18 protein-coding genes and 2 pseudogenes are annotated in these 21003 nt (G+C 40.3%); 13 read left to right on the top strand and 7 right to left on the bottom strand.

Annotated features, from left to right (window positions below):
- Nucleotides 1-6 precede the first annotated feature (6 nt).
- A complete protein-coding gene (locus IQ244_RS24515) occupies nt 7-1806 on the bottom strand; it encodes a ShlB/FhaC/HecB family hemolysin secretion/activation protein (RefSeq protein ID WP_193898822.1) in 1800 nt (599 codons plus the stop codon).
- A gap of 864 nt (nt 1807-2670) precedes the next feature.
- Between IQ244_RS24515 and IQ244_RS24520 the strand changes: the two genes are divergently transcribed.
- From IQ244_RS24520 to IQ244_RS24535, 4 genes are all read left to right on the top strand, one after another.
- A complete protein-coding gene (locus IQ244_RS24520) occupies nt 2671-3945 on the top strand; it encodes a GAF domain-containing sensor histidine kinase (RefSeq protein WP_193898823.1) in 1275 nt (424 codons plus the stop codon).
- Nucleotides 3946-4112: 167 nt separating this feature from the next.
- Nucleotides 4113-5873 carry an ABC transporter ATP-binding protein gene (locus IQ244_RS24525; protein WP_193898851.1) on the top strand — a complete coding sequence of 587 codons (1761 nt, stop codon included), beginning with the start codon at nt 4113-4115 and terminating at the stop codon, nt 5871-5873.
- Between the two features lie 167 nt (nt 5874-6040).
- Nucleotides 6041-6856: an alpha/beta fold hydrolase gene (locus IQ244_RS24530; RefSeq protein WP_193898825.1), complete on the top strand. Its 816-nt coding sequence runs from the start codon at nt 6041-6043 to the stop codon at nt 6854-6856.
- Nucleotides 6857-6867: 11 nt separating this feature from the next.
- A complete protein-coding gene (locus IQ244_RS24535; RefSeq protein WP_193898826.1) occupies nt 6868-7368 on the top strand; it encodes a hypothetical protein in 501 nt (166 codons plus the stop codon).
- Between the two features lie 42 nt (nt 7369-7410).
- Here IQ244_RS24535 and hisS read toward each other — a convergent pair whose 3' ends face one another.
- From hisS to aroA, 3 genes are all read right to left on the bottom strand, one after another.
- Nucleotides 7411-8799 (bottom strand): histidine--tRNA ligase, encoded by a 1389-nt coding sequence (gene hisS, locus IQ244_RS24540; RefSeq protein WP_193898830.1) that lies wholly within the window; start codon nt 8797-8799, stop codon nt 7411-7413.
- A 117-nt stretch (nt 8800-8916) separates the two neighbouring features.
- A complete protein-coding gene (locus IQ244_RS24545) occupies nt 8917-9363 on the bottom strand; it encodes a DUF3598 family protein (protein WP_193898832.1) in 447 nt (148 codons plus the stop codon).
- Nucleotides 9364-9428: 65 nt separating this feature from the next.
- Entirely contained in the window at nt 9429-10709 is a 1281-nt protein-coding gene (gene aroA, locus IQ244_RS24550; protein ID WP_193898834.1) for a 3-phosphoshikimate 1-carboxyvinyltransferase, read from the bottom strand.
- 76 nt (nt 10710-10785) lie between these two features.
- Between aroA and IQ244_RS24555 the strand changes: the two genes are divergently transcribed.
- The 3 genes from IQ244_RS24555 to IQ244_RS24565 all read left to right on the top strand — a co-directional run bounded on the left by IQ244_RS24555 (nt 10786) and on the right by IQ244_RS24565 (nt 12043).
- Entirely contained in the window at nt 10786-11097 is a 312-nt protein-coding gene (locus IQ244_RS24555) for a hypothetical protein (protein ID WP_193898836.1), read from the top strand.
- A gap of 206 nt (nt 11098-11303) precedes the next feature.
- Entirely contained in the window at nt 11304-11720 is a 417-nt protein-coding gene (locus IQ244_RS24560) for a XisH family protein (RefSeq protein WP_193898837.1), read from the top strand.
- Nucleotides 11708-12043 (top strand): XisI protein, encoded by a 336-nt coding sequence (locus IQ244_RS24565; RefSeq protein WP_193898839.1) that lies wholly within the window; start codon nt 11708-11710, stop codon nt 12041-12043. The genes IQ244_RS24560 and IQ244_RS24565 overlap by 13 nt, the downstream gene beginning before the upstream one ends.
- 135 nt (nt 12044-12178) lie before the next feature.
- On the opposite strand, the gene ftsH is transcribed toward IQ244_RS24565, so the two are convergent.
- A complete protein-coding gene (ftsH, locus tag IQ244_RS24570) occupies nt 12179-14116 on the bottom strand; it encodes an ATP-dependent zinc metalloprotease FtsH (protein WP_193898853.1) in 1938 nt (645 codons plus the stop codon).
- 239 nt (nt 14117-14355) lie between these two features.
- Between ftsH and IQ244_RS24575 the strand changes: the two genes are divergently transcribed.
- From IQ244_RS24575 to IQ244_RS24585, 3 genes are all read left to right on the top strand, one after another.
- Complete coding sequence (locus tag IQ244_RS24575) at nt 14356-14553, top strand: hypothetical protein (protein ID WP_193898841.1); 198 nt, start codon at nt 14356-14358, stop codon at nt 14551-14553.
- An 80-nt stretch (nt 14554-14633) separates the two neighbouring features.
- Nucleotides 14634-15770: an AI-2E family transporter gene (locus tag IQ244_RS24580; protein ID WP_193898843.1), complete on the top strand. Its 1137-nt coding sequence runs from the start codon at nt 14634-14636 to the stop codon at nt 15768-15770.
- Between the two features lie 477 nt (nt 15771-16247).
- Nucleotides 16248-16514, top strand: a complete 267-nt coding sequence (locus tag IQ244_RS24585) for a hypothetical protein (protein WP_193898845.1) — start codon at nt 16248-16250, stop codon at nt 16512-16514.
- Here the strand turns inward: IQ244_RS24585 and IQ244_RS24590 are convergent.
- Nucleotides 16472-17489, bottom strand: a pseudogene (locus IQ244_RS24590) (transposase). The gene IQ244_RS24585 and the pseudogene IQ244_RS24590 overlap by 43 nt on opposite strands.
- Nucleotides 17490-17684: 195 nt before the next feature.
- On the opposite strand from IQ244_RS24590, the gene IQ244_RS24595 reads away from it, so the two are divergent.
- Together IQ244_RS24595 and IQ244_RS24600 are read left to right on the top strand one after the other, a co-directional pair.
- Nucleotides 17685-18878 carry a hypothetical protein gene (locus IQ244_RS24595; protein ID WP_193898847.1) on the top strand — a complete coding sequence of 398 codons (1194 nt, stop codon included), beginning with the start codon at nt 17685-17687 and terminating at the stop codon, nt 18876-18878.
- Between the two features lie 32 nt (nt 18879-18910).
- Nucleotides 18911-19273 (top strand): hypothetical protein, encoded by a 363-nt coding sequence (locus tag IQ244_RS24600; RefSeq protein WP_228059122.1) that lies wholly within the window; start codon nt 18911-18913, stop codon nt 19271-19273.
- A gap of 32 nt (nt 19274-19305) precedes the next feature.
- On the opposite strand, the pseudogene IQ244_RS24605 reads toward IQ244_RS24600, so the two are convergent.
- A pseudogene (locus tag IQ244_RS24605) lies at nt 19306-20368 on the bottom strand (transposase); the annotation flags it as partial.
- 384 nt (nt 20369-20752) lie between these two features.
- On the opposite strand from IQ244_RS24605, the gene IQ244_RS33055 reads away from it, so the two are divergent.
- Nucleotides 20753-20878 carry a hypothetical protein gene (locus IQ244_RS33055; protein WP_265578951.1) on the top strand — a complete coding sequence of 42 codons (126 nt, stop codon included), beginning with the start codon at nt 20753-20755 and terminating at the stop codon, nt 20876-20878.
- The last annotated feature ends 125 nt before the right edge of the window (nt 20879-21003 follow it).

Genomic DNA, 21003 nt, shown 5'->3' on the forward strand with positions numbered 1-21003 from the left:
TTCCTATCAAAATGGCGAATACTGCATAGAGAAGTACAAGCCGTTTTCTTGGAGTGTTTCTTTGTCACCCTCCACAGATATCAGCGGAATCCCCCAATCCAAACGAGCGGAGAAGTTATTGCCTTGTTTCCACAAAAGTCCTAACCCAGTACTAACTAATGTACTGGAAGAGGGATTGGTACCCTTGGTATTCCAGCCTTTACCGACATCAACAAAAGGCGCTAGTTGGAGAACTCCTTGGATTTTATTAGCACGCAAAATCGGAAATCGGAATTCTGAGGAAAACAAGATGCCGTTATCTGTGAGTAATGTATCTTGGCGATAACCCCGCACACTTAGCTGTCCACCAAGTCCAAATTGTTCTAAAGGTACGAGGGTATCTGCTGCTAGTTGTAAATCACCTCTAGCTAACAAGAGAGTATCCGGTGCGAATTGTCGTACCCATTGCGCCTGTCCTCGCCAACTAAAAAAGTTGCTGTCTGGAGCTTCGTTACTCACATTAGCTCCAAACCAATCAACTCCCAGACTAAATTGCGATCGCGCGGCGAAAACTTGTTTACTACTACGTTGGGTATACTCTTGGGTAAAGTGCAAGGCAGAAATATTGGTTCTACCATTGTCATCTGCACCAGGGGATAAAGGAAAGCCACCAATGTTATCCAGTCCTATTTTTGTTTGGCTTTCTTGGCGTGAGAAGGAGAAACCCACGGCTAATTCTTGGGTAGGCTTTTGCAGTAATGGTTGTCTAAATCCGAATTCGTAAGAGGTGCTATTTGACTGAATATCTAAAACGCTGAATGGATCTTCAATAACGTTGTTCCAGCCTTGGTTAACACTAAAAGATAAAGCACCATTGTGAGCATTGACAGGCAATGTGTAACTAGCGGCAATTGTATTACTACCATCGGTATTGGTGTAACCGACGCTTAAGGTATCTCCCAAACCCAGTAAGTTGGCTTCCTGTACATCTATACCCCGACGAAAACTGCCCACACTAGGCGATCTCCCGTTATCCAAGCTGACTGTAGCTGTGAAGGTGTCGGCTTCTTTAACTTCGACGCGTAAGATATTAGTTCCGGGAGTTGTCCCGGTTTGTAATTCAGCTGAGAGGTTTTGAATGCGTGGATCAAGTCGGAGTAGTTGCAGCTTTTCTAATAAACGTGGCACATTCAGGGGTTTTCCTGCACCAATGCGGATGCGATCGCGAATATAGTTGCTATTTAATCGCCGATTCCCGACAATTTGGATTTCTTGTAAACTACCTTCGACTACCTGAATTTTGATCACTCCCGCATCTACTGTTTGCGGTGAAATTAAAGCCCCTGTAGTGACATAGCCTTTATCAGTGTATAACTTACTGATGGCTTCTTTGACTTGTAATAATTCTGCAAAGGTTACTTCCCGTCCGATAAAGGGGGCTGTAATGGGGGCAAAATCTGCTGGTTTAAATACTGTACTGCCAACAACTTCAATCCGATCAACTCGGAATTTGGCACTAGAATCATCCTCTCCTGGTGTTGACTGATCAGGGAGTTGCACAGGCGGAAGTAATGGCTCTTTGTCTGATGGCTGTGGTAGTGCATCTGAGGGTAAGGGAGGAACAGAAATATCTTCAATTCTTCCAGTTGGTAAAGTCTGAGGACTGGAAGTTTGAGCGATCGCCTGATGATAATTGCACAATACCGCGGCAATAACAAAGCCGAATGTTAAAGGCTTCAGGATTGTTATGCGCGGTTGACAAATTTGTTTATGTCTGTGCGTATAATTAATTATCAATTCTGTATTCACACTTAAATACCCACGCATAAATATTGAGTCATTGTTCCCAGCGATTTCGTTCGCTGTTGTCCTGTACTAATAGGACTGCCTTACCTAACTAGATAATTTATTTTGCCCAATTACTTATCTAGTGAATCTTCGTTACATCAAATTGACTGAGTATCGTATCCATCAAAATAGTCGCTTTATTTTTTACAATTGCCGACAGTGTAAATACTGCTTTTTTTTGCTGGAAAACTTAAATTAAGAGTGAATACATACAAGTCTGCGGTCAGGATTAGAATGTATTTTTTAAACCTTTCCATCCAGGATGAATATCTAAAGTAGCGTGGATCAGTTCTATGTTTGTATTGCAGATTTATAGGAATCTCATCCTTGCAATAACTTTCTATTACGAAAATCAAATATGAGTTATCTCTGAAGAAACACTGGTATAAGGCTAGAAAGGTAGGAAGAAAAAGTGTTGCTTGGAAATCTTGCACCAGCTAGTTTATTCTTATTAAAGTCAGGTAAGCAATGCTGTAACATGACTAAAACCTAATTTCTATATTGTGGAAAACAATAAAATATTAAATTATTATGTATTATCTAGTTTTTAACTTTTATTAATCTAATGTTAACCTTAGTATTTTGAGTAGATAATAGCAGAATTCATCTAAATACATTTACGCTTCGAGTTAGATGTCGTGAAAATTTATTAACTTAAGAAAATATTTATGAATCAATAGTGTAAATATGCAGATAATTCCAGTATTATTTCCTTGTAATGATTAAATCGCTAAATCCAAAGTTAATTAAATTATTATCAACATCCAGGATAGTTACTGGAGGAAGTTTTGAACTTAGTATTAATGATTGTTAAAAAATTATTAACTTCTGCAACAGGCATATATGAGCAAAGCCAGTGGTAAAACAAGTTTGTTGCAAAAGCAACTATGGCAGCGCGAAAGACGAGCGATCGCATTTTTATCCTGTTTAAACTATCGCTCTGGGGAACTATCTAATTACCTACAGAGCATTGCCTGTGGAGTTAGCGAATTATTAGAAGTAGATTGGTCAGTCGTGACCGTGTGCCAAAAAGGTTTTGAGCAAGTACTAGCCAGTAGTATTGATATGGGTAAGGGTGAACATATCTATTCACTACATGGTTTGCTCACTGGGACTGTGATTGAAATTGGTCGCCCCTTAGCAGTAGAAGATGCGTTAAAAAATCCTGAGTATGGGCAGATTCCCGAAGGTTACTATGCTTATTTGGGCATACCATTACGGACAGCAGAAGGAAAAGTAATTGGGACTATTTGCTCTTTTCATCGCCAGCAACGAGAATTTACCAAAGAAGAAATTCAAGTAGCTGAGGTATTTGCTGAACGTGCAGCTACAGCCATTGACAATTATTATCTCTACCAACAACAGTGCGAATTTAATCAAATTTTAGAGTCGGAAGTAGAAAAACGCACCGCCGAATTGCGGACAGCCCAAGCCAAGCTGGTAGAACAAGAACGACTAGCCGCTATTGGTGAATTTGCTGCCATGATTGTGCATGAAATTCGTAATCCTTTGACGACAATGATCATGGGATTAAATTTTTTCAAAAAAACTATTTTAAACCCAGGCGCTAAAGAGCGATTATCGTTAGCACTGAGCGAAGCCACGCGGTTAGAAAATCTGCTGAGTGAAATTTTGCTGTATGCAAAACCTCAAGTGTTGCAACTAGGTGAATTAGATGTCAATGAATTTACTAGGGAGTTGCTGCAATTAATCTGTGAAATGCCAGAAGCACTTGCACGCACAATCAAATTTATCCCCAGTCCACATCCAGTCAAAATTTTAGGAGATAAAGATAAGCTCAAACAAGTATTTATTAACATTGTGCGTAATGCTTGTGAGGCAGTTTCTTCAGGAGATGTGATTATCTGGGAAGTGAAAAATTCATCTTCTGGCCAAGCTTGTATCAATGTTTGTAATGGTGGTGAGCCAATTCCTCCAGAAATTCTCGCTAAACTAACTCAGCCTTTCTTCTCAACAAAATCTGCGGGTACAGGGCTAGGACTGGCGATTACGAAACGCATTGTCAATGCTCATGGTGGGGAATTTTCTATTTCTTCTGATACTGCATCAGGTACTACTGTTACAGTACAATTACCTGTGGTTACTGTGCGGAAATAGGGAGTGAAAATGGGTGTAGGGGTGTCAGGGAAAGAATTAATAATTAAATAAACAGACTTAACATCCGAGATTACACCCAGCCCTCCCAAGAGTTTCCGGTTTACAAGTGTACGATGTTGAGGTGAAGACAATTGGTGCAACAACCAGAACTCCGACAAAGTTCGCCGATGCGGTCAATCAAGCGGGTATTAGAGATTTTAGGCAATTACCAATGGATTTCATTAGGAGCTTTGATTAGTCTCTTACTATTGACGATTGCAAATGCTGTAACTCCCCAATTATTTCGTTGGGGAATTGATCAAGGGATTGCCCAGCAAAACTTACAGATAGTACTTTACAGTGCTGCTTGGATGGTAGTAGCAGCGATCGCACGGGGTGTGTTTAACTTTGGCCAAAGTTATTTAGCAGAAGCGGCTTCTCAAGGTGTCGCCTATGACTTACGCAACAAAATTTTCAGCAAAATTCAAAATCTGAGTTTTAGCTATCATGACCAATCACAGACTTCTCAACTGTTAACCCGTGTGACTAGTGACATTGAGCTAATCCGCACATTTGTCGGTACTAGCTTGATTCAGGTAATTGGCGGATTGGTGACATTGGTAACGATTGCGATCATTTTGCTAGTGATGAACTGGCAATTAGCTTTAATTACCCTATCGGTAGTACCGGTATCAGCATGGTTGATGGCACAGTTTGTCAGTCGCAATGACCGACTGTTTGGGCAAATACAACAGCAATTGGGCAATTTGAATGCTGTTTTACAAGAAAACTTGCTGGGGATACGGGTAGTTAAAGCCTTTGTGCGCGAGTCTGCCGAAAAGTCGCGTTACACGACTTTGAACGATGGCCTCGTCACAGCCAACATGGAGACAATTCGCGCCATCCGCAATATCTTTCCCTTTATCTTTTTGCTGAGTAATTTGGTAACGCTGGCAGTTTTTGGCTATGGGGGAACTCAGGTAATTGGTGAGAGATTTTCCATTGGGGAATTGGTGGCGTTTAATTCTTATTTAGTATTGATTTTTCAACCAATATTATTAATTGGTTTTGCCGCCCCAGCGATCGCGCAAGCCGCAGCCTCCGCAGTCCGAGTGTTTGAAGTAGTAGATGCCACAGTAGATATCCGCGATCGCCCTCATGCCATACCATTTGAAATTTGTAGTGGCAGAATTACCTTTGAAAACGTTTCCTTTCGCTATCCAGGAGCCACAACCGAAGCCCTGAAAAATGTTTCCTTTGAAACCAAGCCCAAAGAGTTAATCGCTGTTCTGGGCATGACAGGTTCCGGCAAAAGCACAGTCATGAACTTGATTCCCCGCTTTTATGATGTGACTGGGGGAGCCATTCGCATTGATGGGCGGGATGTGCGGGATTTTACCCTCCAAAGTTTGCGATCGCATATTGGCATTGTGTTTCAAGAAACTACTTTATTCTCTGGCTCTATCCGCGAGAATATCGCCTACGCCAAACCGAATGCAACTTTAGAACAGGTAATAGAGGTAGCAAAAACTGCCCAGATGCATGATTTTATTATGAGTTTGCCCGATGGTTACGACACAATTGTGGGTGAGCGCGGTGTTGGTTTATCTGGCGGACAAAAACAACGAATAGCGATCGCCCGTACCTTACTCACTGATTACAGTATTCTGATATTAGATGATAGTACCTCTGCGGTAGATGCCAAAACCGCCACACAAATTCAAGCTGAACTTGATGATTTAATGCAGCAAAAAGCTTGTGTCACCTTTGTTGTGGCTCAACGCATTAGTACAGTCAAGAATGCCGATCGCATTTTATTAATTGATAAAGGTCAATTAGTCGCCCAAGGAACCCATGAAGAATTAATGCAAACAAGTCCACTTTATGGGGCGATTTTAGAATCTCAAATCAAGCAGACAGAAATGAGCCAAAAGAAATTATCTGTTTAAGCTAGAACAGCAAGGTTTGTATAGGAATCCGACTTGATTATTGAAATTACTTGTGTAGGTAGGGAACAGGGAACAGGATAAGAAATAACAGAGGTATACTGAGTTTTTTCAGGAATCAAATATGATTCTTATGTGCAATTTTCTTAGTTAGTTACGGCGGAGAAAACATGAGTCAACAGATTAAAAAAGCATTTTTAGACACAGAAGATGGACAAATTCTTTACCGCATAGGTGGAGAAGGTGAACCGATACTTTTACTGCACATGATTCCCCGCAGTAGTGATGAATTTCAAGAATTGATGAGTATTTTGGTAGAAAAAAATTTAGTTATTGCAATGGATTTGATGGGTTTAGGTGATTCCGACAAACCACCTAGAGTTTATTCTGTTGCTGACTATGCTAATACTGCGATCGCCCTTTTGGATAAATTAGGCATTCAAAAAGCGAGTATTTTTGGTAGTTTAACAGGGGGTTATATTGCCGGAGAAGTAGCCGCAGCTTATCCAAATCGGGTTGATAAACTGATTCTCTGTAATTTATTTGGATTTGACGCAGAGGAAAAAGATAAAATCCTCTACAGATATTCTCAAGGATTTACCATTAAAGCAGATGGCTCTCATTTGATGGAACAATGGTTATCTCGTGTGAATTACATCGGTAACGGAGAATTAAATCATCGTTGTGTTTTAGAAGATTTGAAGTGTTTTGGCTCTCCTGTGTATCCTGGGATTGCAATAGCTAATTATTGTCTTGCGGCTCCAGAAAGATTTCGTTTAATTCAGTGTCCAACTCTGATTTTATCAGGGGGAAATGCCTTAGAACCATTAGAAAAAGCTGGTTTAGCAAAAGCTGAAAATCAATATTGGCTCAAAGATGTAATTCCTCATAGCCAAAGAGTAGAACTAGAAGGTGGAACTTTGTGGATGGTGAATCAAATGCCGACAGAAATAGTAAAATCAGTCATCGATTTTCTACAAAAATAGTTAAGTAGACAATGACAGATGTATTAGGATGGCGAAAAAAATTTGGTGTGCTTGCGCCTAGCACAAATACAATTGTTGAACCCGATTTTCATGCAATGACTGTACCGGGTGTCACTTCTCATACATCGCGGATTCATCTTCGTGATCAGGACTTGAGTAGTGATGAAAAAATGGTACGGCTTTTAGAAGCTATTTCCGAAGAAATGTTCTTTGCTATTGATCGGGTGATGACTGCGGGTGTCGATTACCTGATTATGGCGATGAGTGCGGAAACTTTTTGGGAAGGTAAAGCAGGCAACATAGAGTTTATCAAGCGAGTTGAGGACTATGCTGATGTGAAGGTGGCTTCTTGTGCTTCGGCATATCAGGCAGCACTGGCAGCCTTTCAAGTGAATAAAATCGCTGCTAAACCCGTAATTGCCGTCAACGCCGCCACTTGGTGGTATGCTTTACGCCAAAACGACATTCATGATCAAGTTTATGGCTGTGGTAGACTTTTGCGAGAATTTTAAAATATGGGTGTGATCAGGATTCGCACCTGATCAATTTTAAATTTACATCAGTCTGCGTTTAACTTCTTCAGCTAAATCTGCTAATGCTACTTCTATTTGTTCGCCTGTTTGCAAATCTTTGAGCGATGATTTTTGCGCGGCGGCTTCATCAGCACCAATAATCACACAAAATCTAATTCCCTGTTTATCTGCGGCTTGGAATTGTTTACCTAATGGGCGTTTCTCAAAGTTAGTAATTACATTAATGCCAGCTTGGCGTAACTGTTGCGATACTTTTAAATAAGTCGGCATTAAATCTTCCTGCATATTGACTACGGCTACTTGTGCTGGTGTTGCAGGTAATGTATTTAAAATGCCTGCTTTGAGTAGTCTGCTAATTAAGCGAGTTAAGCCGATAGAAATGCCCACACCCGGCATTTTTTCGCCGATAAACATACCGACTAATTCTTCATATCTGCCGCCAGAACAAATACTACCTAAAGCTTCATGACCGATGAGAGTTGTTTCGTAGACTGTGCCTGTATAGTAATTTAAACCACGGGCAATAGACAAATCAATACAAAACCGTTTATCAGCAACGCCTAAGTTACGCACCCCGGTAATTACTATTTCTAGTTCGCTCACACCTAAACTAAATTGTTCGGCTGTTGGTAAGTTTTGTGAAAGGTGTTTGAGTTTATCTAATATTTCATCAGTACTGCCATTGATTTTAATAAACTCAATAATTTTTTCTGTCTGTTCTGGTGAAATTCTTTCTTTTTCTAATTCTTGTTTAACTTTAATTTCGCCAATTTTTTCTAGGTTATCAATAATGCTAATACAAGTTTTAATTTTATTTTCGGCAATACCCAGTGACTGGAAAAAACCTGTCAAAACTTTGCGGTTGTTGATGCGAATTAAAAAGTCACCGATGTTAACTGCTTCAAATATCTCGGTGATAATTGCCGGCATTTGCGCGTCATATAATAAGCTGAGTTCGCGCCGTGCAATTACATCAATATCACATTGGCGAAATTGGCGGAAACGTCCATCTTTTGCCCTTTCTCCCCGAAATACGACATCCATTTGGTAACGGGCAAAAGGAAAGGTTAATTCATTGAGGTGACGGGCAATATACGCTGCTAAAGGAACAGTTTGGTCAAACTTTAAAGCTCGTGCTTCTGAGCCTGTTTCGCCTGCTTTATCTCTTTCGGCTTGGCGATTGGGTGGTAAAATTGGGTCGATACCATAAATAATATTGTCGCCTTGATTACCTTTGGCTTGTAATACTTCTAACCTTTCAACGGCGGGTGTTTCTATCGGGGTAAAACCGTAACTTTCGTAAACTCTCCGGATGGTATCTAGTAAATATAATTCTAAGCGTTTTTCACTGGGTAAAAATTCTGGGAAACCGCTAGGAGTAGAAAAGTTAATTTTTTCAGTCTTTGCCATATCCGTAAATTATATATTTAAATTTATATATATTGAACTATCTATTATGTCATAAAATAGTGCGTTTACATAGTGTAACGCACTTTAATTTGAGACTATTTTTGAATTTTTAGATGACTATCTAATTCTTTGTTCTTGAATTAGGGTACGTTGGTAAATTTGATGATTTTTAAACCAATGCCATGTACGAGCGCGATGATTATTATCGGGACTGATTTGAATCATTTCATATAAGTATGCTACTGGAACTGTCTTATAAGAAAACCACAAAATCACAGTAGAATCGTCTATTTCCCAGGATTTGCCTTCGATACGTTCTGTATCAAAGTAGAGAACTTTATCACGATATGTTCCGGGAAATTTATGTTCTTCTTGTTTACCGTCAGCCCACTTATAACGATTGATTTGGTAATAAGAATAAGGACTGTCATCGGGGAACTGACAGCTTAAATGCGATTCATGTTTATCTAAAATTTTGCCTTCTGTATCTACAAGTGTATAGGTTCCTACCCAATCGCCTTCATGACGGGCAAGTACAGGCATTTCTTCACGTATGTTAGACATGATGCAACTCCTATAAGTAGTCGGCTTTATCGTTAAGATTAAGGTAGGAACTGAATATTAGCCAGCTATTGTTCTATCATTTTAAAGAATCTGGTGAAGTAATCTGGAAAAGTCTTAGCTGTACAACCTGGATCTTTAATGACAATTCCGGGAACCTTTAAGCCAGTGACAGCAAATGCCATTGCCATACGATGATCGTGATAAGTTTCAATGGCGGCTGGTGTAATGGGGCTAGGTTCAACTTTTAGCCCATCTGGAAATTCTTCAACCTTAACGCCTAAGCGACGTAACTCCGTCACCACAGCGCGAATACGTTCAGTTTCTTTATAGCGGATATGTTCGACATTACGAATGGTAACAGGTGAATTGGCAAAAGGAGCGATCGCACCTAATGTTTGTACAAGGTCAGATATATCGTTCATGTCAATATCGATACCTTGTAATTGTTCTGGCCCCGTCACTTCAATATAGTCATCAGCCTCACGTACTTGACAACCCATTTGTTCTAGAACATTCAGCCAGAGAATATCACCCTGATATGATTGCTTAGTTAAATATTTCACCCGCACCCGTCCACCAGTGACAGCAGCGGCGGCAAAAAAGTAAGAGGCATTCGACGCATCTGGTTCTATGGTGTAATGGCGCGGCTGGTAACGCTGTCCCGCTTTGATATGAAATTGATTGTCGCCAACTTGATTCACCTCTACGCCAAAATCTGCCATCACACGACGGGTTATTTGGATGTAAGACTGAGAAACCAGTGTCCCTTCAACCTCAAAAATTGTATCTTGTTGAGCATAAGGCGCAATCATCAGTAATGCTGAAAGTTGCTGACTTGTTTGGTTAGCTTTTAAACGAAAATTTCCGCCAGAGAATTGCCCACCATAGATGGTATAGGGCATAAACCCAGGATTTCCCTCAAAATTAACCGTAATTCGACTTGCTTGCAACACATCTATCAAATCGCCCATCGGTCTTTCTCGCATCCGAGGAACCCCATCAAGGCGATATTCGCCGTTTCCCAGTGCTACCAGTGCCGAAATAAACCGTGCGGCTGTCCCTGCTAAACCTACGAACAAATCTGCCTGTTTAGCGGGAATTTCCCCACCCCTTCCTGTAATCTGAATCTGAGCCAAATCAGGATTGAGAGTAATCGGAATACCCAAATTCTCTAAACATTTAGCAAAATAATCGCTATCGTCACTGAATAAGGCGTTTTCTAAAATTGAGTCGCCTTGCGCCAAAGCAGCGATAAGCAATGCCCGATTGGTAATACTTTTAGAACCAGGAATCTCTACCGTGGCATCTACTGGGCGATTGAGAGTAGGGATAGCAATGGTATCCACGTTATACCTCTAGATGGTCAGCTACAACTTAAATATTACGTGAGTTTGCGGGATTAAGAAACATGGGGAATGGGACGTGGGTGTAGGGGTATTAGGGTGTACTAAAATCAATAAACGACTGTCCGAATTCAATAAACGACTGTCCGAATTCGATAAACGACTGCCCGAATTCGATAAACAACTGCCCGAATTCGATAAACGACTGCCCGAATTCGATAAACAACTGCCCGAATTCGATAAACGACTGCCCGAATTCGATAAACAACTGCCCGAATTCGATAAACAACTGCCCGAATTCAATAAACGACTACCCGAATTCGATAAACAACTGCCCGAATTCGATAAACGGCTGCCCGAATTCGATAAACGACTGCCCAAATTTAACTAAGATATGAATTTGGCAGACCTCTCCCTCCTAAAAAGCTACGCTATATACACACAAATCTTCCTCGTAGTGGCGTGGTGCTTTGCGACGTAACTGAGGCGAACGGCCGTTCGCCCCTACAGATAAAAATATGGTGCGTTGTCGCAAAGCGCAACACACCATCAGCAAAATAGTAAGATTATAACTGTATACGTATTTAACTCAAATCTGTGTCTGCCAAGGATATCTTTCATGAAGCAGTTAAGCAAGCGTTACAAAAAGAGCAGTGGATAATTACAGATGATCCACTCAAATTTAAATTTGGTAACGTCAACTTTCAAGTTGATTTGGGCGCAGAAAGACTACTTGCAGCCGATAGAGGAGATGAGAAAATAGCAGTTGAGATTAAAAGCTTTCTCAATCCTTCTGCAATTACAGATTTTTACGCTGCTTTAGGTCAATTTCTCAGTTATCGTCTAGCACTAGAAACTACTCAGCCAGAACGAGTATTATATTTGGCAGTTCCAGTCGATGCCTATCAAAATTTCTTTCAACTTGAGTTTACACAGACAGCATTACAAAAATATCAAGTGTTGTTAGTTGTCTATGACCCCGTAAACGAGGTGATTGTGCAATGGATAAAATAGCTAAATACCGCGAGTACATTCAGACCTTGCTTACTCATTATGCTAGTGACGATGTTTCAGATCAGCAGGTTGAAACTCAACTTATCTTTGACACAGAACGAGATCATTATCAGTGGATGAATGTAGGTTGGCAACAATTTGACCGCATTTATCGCTGCGTTATCCACTTGGACATTAAAAACGGAAAAATCTGGCTTCAACAGAATTTAACAGATCAAAATCCGGCTGAGGAGTTGGTGAAGATGGGTGTTCCCAAAGATGATATTGTTTTGGGGTTGCAACCTCCGTATAAAAGACAGTATACAGATTACGGTGTGGCTTAAAAGATTTATCCGCGTCCATCTGCTGTTAATTATTTTTTTCCTGTAACTGATTAGGGGCGAACGGACGTTCGCCCCTACAGATAAAAAATATGGTGCGTTGTCGCAAAAGACAACGCACCACACAGATTTAATTATTTAATTCAACACAGATTGCATCAATGGTTTATCGGGTGAAACATTACCTGAGCGTAACCATTCTGTGAGTTCTTCGGGGGATTTGGCTTGCGTCAGGCGATCGCGCAAATCTTTACCTTCGAGAATTTCTCTGTGCAGTAGTTCTTGGGCAGTTTCTTCTAATAAGTCGCGGTTTTGTTGCAAAATGCTTAAAGCGATGTGGTGAGCATTATCTACTATTTGCTTCACTTCGTTGTCAATTTCTTGGGCGACTTGGGGACTAATAGCACGACGGGCGTTACCGTAACCATCAAGAAACTGCTGTTGGGTTTTCTCAAAGGCGACTGGCCCTAATTTATCGCTCATCCCATATAAGGTGACGTAGCGTTCGGCTAAGTCTGTGGCTTTTTGGATATCGTCACTTGCGCCTGTGGAAACTTTGCCAAACACAACTTCTTCGGCGGAACGTCCACCTAATAAGGTTGCAATGCGGCCGCGGATTTCGTCTTCAATCATCAAGAAGCGGTCTTCTTCGGGCATTTGAATTGTATAACCCAACGCCCCAACACCACGGGGAACAACGGAGATTTTTTCAACTTTACCAGCACCCGGCATCAATGCACCGATGATGGCGTGACCAACTTCGTGATAAGCAACGGTCTTTTTCTCGGTTTCGTTGAGTACACGAGAGCGTTTTTCTAACCCAGCAATTAAACGTTCAATTGCTTCGTTGAAATCTGCCATGATTACGGCTGGGCGATTGTTTCGTGCTGCTAATAATGCGGCTTCGTTGACAAGGTTAGCTAAGTCTGCACCAGCAAAACCAGGAGTTCTAATGGCGATGGTGGCGAGATTAACATCATCCGCCAATTTGACGCTACGTGCATGAACTTTGAGAATTGCTTCTCGACCAATTTTATCAGGGCGATCGACCACAACTTGACGGTCAAAACGACCAGGACGACGCAAAGCGGGGTCAAGTACTTCAGGACGGTTAGTAGCGGCGATGATAATTACTCCGGTGTTAGCATCAAAGCCATCCATTTCGGTGAGTAATTGGTTGAGGGTTTGTTCCCGTTCATCGTTACCGCCAACAAATCCACCCGCACCACCGCGAGATTTACCCAGTGCGTCTAATTCATCAATGAAAACAATACAAGGTGCTTGTTGTTTGGCTTGTTCAAACAAGTCGCGGACACGCGCCGCACCCACACCAACAAATAATTCAATAAATTCTGAACCAGAGATGCTGAAGAAAGGAACACCAGCTTCCCCAGCGATCGCTTTTGCTAGTAATGTTTTACCTGTACCTGGAGGGCCGACTAACAACACACCTTTGGGAATTTTTGCACCTAAGTTGGTGTATTTGGTCGCATTTTTCAAGAAATCTACAATTTCTTCAAGTTCGGCTTTGGCTTCATCTACTCCAGCTACATCAGGGAATTTTACCCCAGTACTACCTTCAGAATAAATCCGGGCTTTACTTTTACCAACTGTTAATGCAGCCGGGCCACCACCTTGGCGATTCATTAAAAAGCCCCAAACCCCAAAGAAAATTAACGGTGGTGCAACCCAACTCAGGAGTGTACCAATCCAAGCGTTTTGGTCTGGAAGTGGTGCTGCAAACTCAACGTTATTCTCGCGCAGAATCTTGGGTAAATCTAAATCGAGGGCGACTGGTGTAGTTGCAAATACCTGTGCGGTAGTTTTGTCATCGGGAGTTTGCCCTTTGAGAGTATATTCTATGCGATCGCCACCCACAACGGCGCGGTCTACTTTACCCTGTTGTACTTGAGCAACAAAATCACTATAAGGCACTTGTGGTAATCGAGGGCCAAAGAAACTAGGAACTATAAAATTAAGCAGTAATAACAGAGTAACCAAAATTAGTAAGCTACCCCCAAACTGCCGGAGTTTCGGTTGTTTGATGGGAGTCTTGGTATTTTTTTCTACAGGCATTTTGATGTATCCTCGATTTAGATTTGTCATTAGTCATGGGTCATTTGTCCTTTGTGTTGACAAATGACGAAACATAAAACCCCCCATTCTCAATTGCTGAAAAGCTTACTATATGGGTTGTTTCACTTCAGACTTTAGACTTCAGCCTTGATGTGTATTTATATGAATATTGTAGAGAGTCTTCCATTGAGCCTAGATTCGGGTATACCCTACAGGAAAAGGTGAATTGCCGTACTGCTATGGAAAATCAACTCAGTTTTATTGTCAAACTACTTGTACTATCAGCTTTGATCTCGCTGTTAATTAAGTATGTACTACCGAGTGTGGCACTGCCAGCGACAGCAACAAACGCCCTAATTTTAGTTTTATTGCCTAGTATGATTATGGCGATCGCTTTATTCTGGCGATTCCAAACCCAAAAAACAAACTTAACTTAAATCATCTGGGCGTTATCGCTAAAATCAGCTAACCTAACTGCATTACCAGACGCATCACACCAACCGCCGGGAGTCAGCCTGTGAACCTTGGTCAATGGATTGGCTTAATTGCCATAGTTCTCTCTCTATATATATTGTGGCAAATCAAAGAAGTATTATTGCTCATGTTTGCCGCTGTGGTTTTAGCCACCACCTTAAATCGGTTAGCAAAGCGCTTCCAACACTTGGGGATGAAACGGGGATTTGCTGTACTCCTTTCAGTTGCTCTCTTTTTTGTTGCGGTGGTGGTTTTTTTCTTATTGATTGTGCCACCTTTTGCCCAACAATTTCATGAATTAACTTACCGGGTTCCTCAAGGGTTAGAACGCTTTAATAGTTGGCTGGATGAAATGAAAACTAGAGTTCCTAGCCAGTTAGTTCCCTACATCCCCGATCTCAACAGTCTAATTCAGCAAGCACAGCCTTTTATTAATCGCGTTTTGGGGAGTTCTTTTGCCTTTGTCTCTAGTTCTTTAGAAGTTGTTTTGAAAGTTTTGTTAGTACTGGTGTGGACGGGAATGCTGTTAGCTGACCCTATAGCCTATCGCAAAGTCTTTATTCGCATATTTCCCTCCTTTTATCGCCGACGGGTAGAGGGCATTTTAAATCAATGCGAAGTCTCATTAGGCGGATGGGTCACAGGTGCGTTAATTGCAATGGGTGTTGTGGGATTGATGAGTGTGATTGGCTTATCAATTTTGGGGGTAAAAGCCGCCTTAGCTTTAGCTGTGTTGGCAGGATTTTTAAATTTGATACCCAATCTCGGCCCGACATTGAGTTTAGTTCCTGCAATGGCGATCGCTTTATTAGATGCGCCTTGGAAATCGCTTGCTGTCTTGATTCTTTACTTTATTATTCAACAAATAGAAAGTAATTTCATCACACCTTATGTCATGGCGCAACAAGTTTCTTTGTTACCCGCCGTCACCTTAATTTCTCAACTATTTTTTGTAACTTTCTTTGGCTTTTTAGGCTTATTTTTAGCTTTACCTTTAACAGTTGTTGCCAAAATTTGGGTACAAGAAGTTTTAATTAAAGATGTATTGGATGAATGGGGAACTCATCATTCACAAGACACTGAAGTGGTGATAGTTTCTAATTCTCCTAGTAATCATAATGATTGGCCGGAAGAAAATTCAGCCACTTCCGTTGAGGATACTTTACCTAAAGAAGATTAATCAGACAAGACAATATGGTTGAGTGGAGAGGATAGTAGTAACCCAACATTCTCAAGACTTTGTTGGGTTACTACTATCCTCTATCCAACCTACACCTGGGATTGCTTCGCTTTGCTCGCAATGACTGTAATTAATTTTGTGTGGTTACTTATGAGTACGAATTAGTATTCATAGATTTTGCTCTATGTGTAGAGTTTAAGTGTATAAATCTTAACTAAGAATAATATATCTTCGGAATTATGCCCGAAAAAAGTAAGCATTATCACTGAGGGTTTACCGTTTTTTTATGGTTAATGTGTATTCAAGTGTGTAAGCACAACTAAGTATATATGAAGTACAAGTCTAACAACTAGATGAGTATACAGATTGTACTTATACGGTGCATTTAACACTTGTGAGTCTGCGTTGAGAGATAGCGATCGCTATCTAAATTTCTTGATGCAGTAATCAACATTACACTTACATCAAAGTTTTTCCATGCCAATTGAAACTGTAAATATTACTACCACTACCTTATCATTAGACTATTATCTAATTGCTTATGACGCTAATGGGAATGAACGTCTAGAACCAACTGGTTTCATGAGCCAAAAGTTATTAGATATACTAGCTACTCAACCAATTACAGATGTCTTTTTCAGGACTTACGCAACTGGCACAAATAGTAGGCGGGGCGTAGCAGTGGCACACGACAATTTAAATCAAACCAAGCATATAGGAATACTTGGGCATTTTAGTTGCTGAATTAAATAATTAGAAAGCAAATTATGCTTGATTTGATAAATAGTTTTACCAGTTTGATAGGCTAAATTCTTTAATCTAACCCAAACCAACATTGCACAAGCGATATGGTTTCTTTGGAGCCTAGCTTTACGACATTGACAAGATTCAATGCCTGTTAGTTGTTTAATCTCTCGGTGAAACTCCTCGATTTTCCAACGAATTTTACACACCTCTTGTACAACATCCGTGGAACTTTGAGATAAATCGTTAGTAGCGACATAATCCGTTCTGTTGGTAGAAACAGTAACCCGGAATAGTTTCACTTTTTTATTAGCTGGGAACCCTTTAATTTTGATTATTTTACCACAGTCTAATTCTTCTTGGCTCCATTCTAATAATTCAATACGTTTATATTTTTCTTTACCAAAAGTATCATCAACTAACCGATTATTTTTTAAAGGGCAATAATAAATTTTGTCGATTGCATCAATATAAAGCATTAAACTGTTTACCGCATACCACGTATCCATCAAAACCGTATCAAACGGCAAAAGCTTATGATACACAAGGTTTTGCAGCATATCTTTCACATGGTCTATCTTAGTTTTACCATCGGCATCAGGATTAAAAATGCGGTAATCTATTACCCAATATCTTTGTAGAGTAGGGTTAACATAGACGCAGGCAGCTAACTACACCAATATCTTTGAGGACACCATGCTCATTACCACTATATTGCCTTCTGACTATTTCTATTTCTTCAGAATACCTTTTATCTAAAACGCTATCATCAAATATTATGTAACCATTGGCATCAGACTCAACTACCTCTTTCACGTTCTCCCAGAGTAATCGAGGTGTTAACTTTTCTCTTTTCAAATAATAGTTAATGGCATCATGGCTAATATTCTCTAAATGCTCTGCTAAATTTGTAGTGGTATAATTAATTTGACTACTTAATAAGTATTGGCAGTAATTAAGCTTAGTAAATCTCATTACCGTAAGCAATATTTATCTCATACAACCTCTACCTATTTTCTCCTGAATATTTCATGTTTTGCTTCCCAGGCAGCGACTTTTACTGCGAAGACAAAGCTTTCGGAATCAGATTTAATTAATACTGATGTACTATTGAATAGCGATCGCATTGTGCCAGTTGCGTAAGTCCTGTTTTTTATTAGCCACGGATGGATGGGTGACATTCCCGCAGCGAAAGAACAGTACAACAATTGGATCACAGCTATGGGAAGTAGGGCTGCTGATATCCAAAAAATCAAAGAATTACGCCAGTTACAAAACCAAGAATTTCGCCCTTTGTTAATTGGGTTGCATTGGCCAAGTAAACCTTGGGGGAATGAAGACTTAAATGCTAAACCCACATCGTACGACACATCAGGGTCAGAATTAAATAATTTAATTGACCAATATGCTCAAGATGTGGCTGATACAGAAGCAGCGCGTGAGGCTCTCAGAACAATTTTTGCAGCTTCGATAGAATATGCCAATCCCCCAGAAACATTACCGCCGCAAGTAAACCAAGCTTATGAGGTGTTAATCAAGGAAGCTGCTTTAAACGGTGATGAAGAAGATGGCGCATCTTTGAACTTAAACCCGGAAAATATTTATCAATCTCTGATAGCAGAGAACGCAGAAACCCAAGAAATCAGTTTTGGAATTGGTGATGCTGCTGATAATAAAATTCTGGATCTTTTAGGATATCTTTCCTATTGGAAGATGAAAGAACGGGCGCGGGAAATTGGTAGCACCAGTGGCTTTAAGTTATTAACTCAACTGCAAAAAGTCGCAGCTAAAACAACCCGATTTCATTTAGTGGGACATAGTTTTGGCTGTATTGTGGTTTCTTCAATTGTGAATGGAAAAGACAATAATCAGTTAGTCCGCCCAGTTGATTCTTTAGTATTAATTCAAGGTGCTTTATCACTTTGGTCTTACTGTCCTGATATTCTCCGCCGCAGAAATTTATCTGGTTGTTTTTCCTCTATTCTCAATAACCGCAAAGTTACAGGCCCAATTGTTACTACTCGGTCTATCCACGATAATTCTGTAACAAAATTGTATCCAACAGCCAGCGTACTAGGTAGGTTCCAAGGTCAAGATATTAACTTTGCTGAGACTAACTCAGAATTTCCTGAGTATGGCAGTATTGGGACTTTTGGCATTCAAGGAATCAACGAAGCTACAAGCTTAAAAATGTACCCTTGTGACAAGCCATACAATTTCCAATCAGGTAAAGTTTATAACTTGGAAAGCAGCGAGTTTATCCGTAATACCGACCCCAAAACTGGTAAAGATGAAGACGCTCACAACAGCATCGCCAAGCCAGAAGTAGCTCATGCTGTTTGGGCGGCAGCTTTTGGTAATTAATTCAACAATCAAAATCACAGGGTGTACTTAACATGAGCGTAGAACAATTAACCGAAGAACTACATTTCAACGGTATTGATGGGGCTTCTAATGGCTATTTATTACCGCCTTTAACGCCTGAACAAGTAGCTAAAATTGCTCAGGGTGAAGACTTTGATCCTCTAGAACTAAGCGAACTTAAGCAAAAAGATCCGCGCTATCAAGAAGGTCATTTTGCCCCAATGGAAGGGGTAGACCCAAAAAACCTAGCAGAAACAGGCTGGGGCGTAATTTTTGCTTTTAATGCTGACCCAGTAATTAAAGAAGCACTCAAAGAATTATTAGAGCATCGTCAAAAACAAGCGACGCAAAAACACGAGCATTATTATACTCAGATCTTGCACCTGGAAATATGAATGTCAAAACCGCAACCACGTGCAAGGGGAGTTAGGCGTTCAATATCAAGTAAAAGAAAATACACAACTATTTGTGGAAAAATAGATTCAAGGGCAGTTTGTGCAGCCAGACCCCAATCAGGAGGTGATGTTGGTTGAATATGCAGATAAGTCCAATGAGCAATCAGGTAAGCAGTGAGTGAAAGAATCAGCCAACGATACATACCCAGTAGAGTTCCTTGCCCAAAGCGATGTAATCCGAAGCGATGCTTTGCAGTTTTGAACCATCCCTCAATCTGCCAACGACGCTTACCCCACCATTTAAGAGTAGAAGCTTTAATCGGGCGAGTAGACAAAACAAAACGTTTTTCTAGTTTGCCATTATCACGCTTTAAGTAATACCAAGAAACAGTAACAGGAAAATTTAAACCAAATAAATAAACCTGTTGCCCTTGTTGATGTAAACGTCTTAACAGTCTCCCGTCAGCTAACTTACGACTAATAGATACACCTGTAACAGCATGATATTTCAGCCGACGTATACCCTCAAGAAACTCTATACTACCAAAGGCTGTATCAGCTAAAATAATTGTCTGGAAATGTTGAGTTAAAGATTGAGGTAAACGTTTAACGAGTTTCAATCCAAGCTGCGCTGGAGAAGGCTTTGCCTTACCTCTCCAAACCCGAAAATTCCAAGGAATACGGCATCTTCCTATAACCAAATAAACAACTACTATATGTAAACCTCGCTTACCATTGTACACTCTAATTAAGTCACCAAATTCTGAGAATTTGCCCCGCTTTTCTAAAGTTGTCAAATCAATAATGACTTGTAAAAAAGGTTTTCGTCCTGGGTTAGATGATGATAATATCTTTAAAATTACTTCTAATGCGTGGTTACGAATTACCCTAATCATCTTCCTTGTTGACCAAGGGTTTATATTTAAGAATCGGCTAATTGCGCTTGGAGATTTTGTCTGACTGTGTTCTGGTAATGGATGTCCTTGTGCCTCTAAGAATAATGCCAGCATAGCTTCTAAATTATCTTTTTTTTTGATACTGGGTCGGCATCAGTTCTCTCAAGGTATAAACTAGGTTTTGGGCGTGGGCAAGCATTGATTAGTGCTTTGTTTAATTTGGTATTTCACGCCTTTTCTCTCAGATTTTCAGTCTCAAAGGCAAACCTGACAATTTTTTGTTGAGTATATTTCTTGCCGATGATGCTCCTAATACCATCCCAGCAACTAGTCGTTTTTATTGCTGAATATGTAATCTACCTATCTTTTCTAGTCTACTTAGCTACAAAACTATACTTGCCTGTGCTTCTTCAAACGCTGTATTATTTGGCTCTCTTGATTTGTTTTTTACGTATTTACTCAACTAGGTGCAAGAAGTGAGTATAAAGAATACACAGGCCCCAAAGGTTATCGTCCTGGGGAATCGAAGAATCAATTTTTATCCCGTCATGGCGTTGGCCCAGGCCCAGCCGACCCAGACAAAATGCCTTATTATCTATTGATTGTGGGTGATCCAGAAGCGATTCCCTATCGTTTTCAATATCAAATAGATGTGCAGTATGCGGTGGGTCGGATTTACTTTGATACACCAGAGGAATATGCTCAGTAGAACTCTTGCATAAATATTTTCTGGTATAATGAAGGGTTATTTTCTTTTAGGTTAGAGAAGTTAAAATAGCCACAATTTACAAAGTTTCTAATATTAACTATTGCTGGAGAATCTTTACCTAAAAA

Origin of the sequence: Nostoc sp. LEGE 06077 (genome assembly GCF_015207705.1) — a bacterium.
Lineage (GTDB): Bacteria > Cyanobacteriota > Cyanobacteriia > Cyanobacteriales > Nostocaceae > Nostoc_B.

Excerpts from the sequence above, each read along its gene's own strand:
- IQ244_RS24515 (WP_193898822.1), bottom strand. The coding sequence starts at position 1,806 with ATGCGTGGGTATTTAAGTGTGAATACAGAATTGATAATTAATTATACG.
- IQ244_RS24520 (WP_193898823.1), top strand. The coding sequence starts at position 2,671 with ATGAGCAAAGCCAGTGGTAAAACAAGTTTGTTGCAAAAGCAACTATGG.
- IQ244_RS24525 (WP_193898851.1), top strand. The coding sequence starts at position 4,113 with ATGCGGTCAATCAAGCGGGTATTAGAGATTTTAGGCAATTACCAATGG.
- IQ244_RS24530 (WP_193898825.1), top strand. The coding sequence starts at position 6,041 with ATGAGTCAACAGATTAAAAAAGCATTTTTAGACACAGAAGATGGACAA.
- IQ244_RS24535 (WP_193898826.1), top strand. The coding sequence starts at position 6,868 with ATGACAGATGTATTAGGATGGCGAAAAAAATTTGGTGTGCTTGCGCCT.
- hisS (WP_193898830.1), bottom strand. The coding sequence starts at position 8,799 with ATGGCAAAGACTGAAAAAATTAACTTTTCTACTCCTAGCGGTTTCCCA.
- IQ244_RS24545 (WP_193898832.1), bottom strand. The coding sequence starts at position 9,363 with ATGTCTAACATACGTGAAGAAATGCCTGTACTTGCCCGTCATGAAGGC.
- IQ244_RS24565 (WP_193898839.1), top strand. The coding sequence starts at position 11,708 with ATGGATAAAATAGCTAAATACCGCGAGTACATTCAGACCTTGCTTACT.
- ftsH (WP_193898853.1), bottom strand. The coding sequence starts at position 14,116 with ATGCCTGTAGAAAAAAATACCAAGACTCCCATCAAACAACCGAAACTC.
- IQ244_RS24575 (WP_193898841.1), top strand. The coding sequence starts at position 14,356 with ATGGAAAATCAACTCAGTTTTATTGTCAAACTACTTGTACTATCAGCT.
- IQ244_RS24585 (WP_193898845.1), top strand. The coding sequence starts at position 16,248 with ATGCCAATTGAAACTGTAAATATTACTACCACTACCTTATCATTAGAC.
- IQ244_RS24595 (WP_193898847.1), top strand. The coding sequence starts at position 17,685 with ATGGGTGACATTCCCGCAGCGAAAGAACAGTACAACAATTGGATCACA.
- IQ244_RS24600 (WP_228059122.1), top strand. The coding sequence starts at position 18,911 with ATGAGCGTAGAACAATTAACCGAAGAACTACATTTCAACGGTATTGAT.
- IQ244_RS33055 (WP_265578951.1), top strand. The coding sequence starts at position 20,753 with ATGCCTTATTATCTATTGATTGTGGGTGATCCAGAAGCGATTCCCTAT.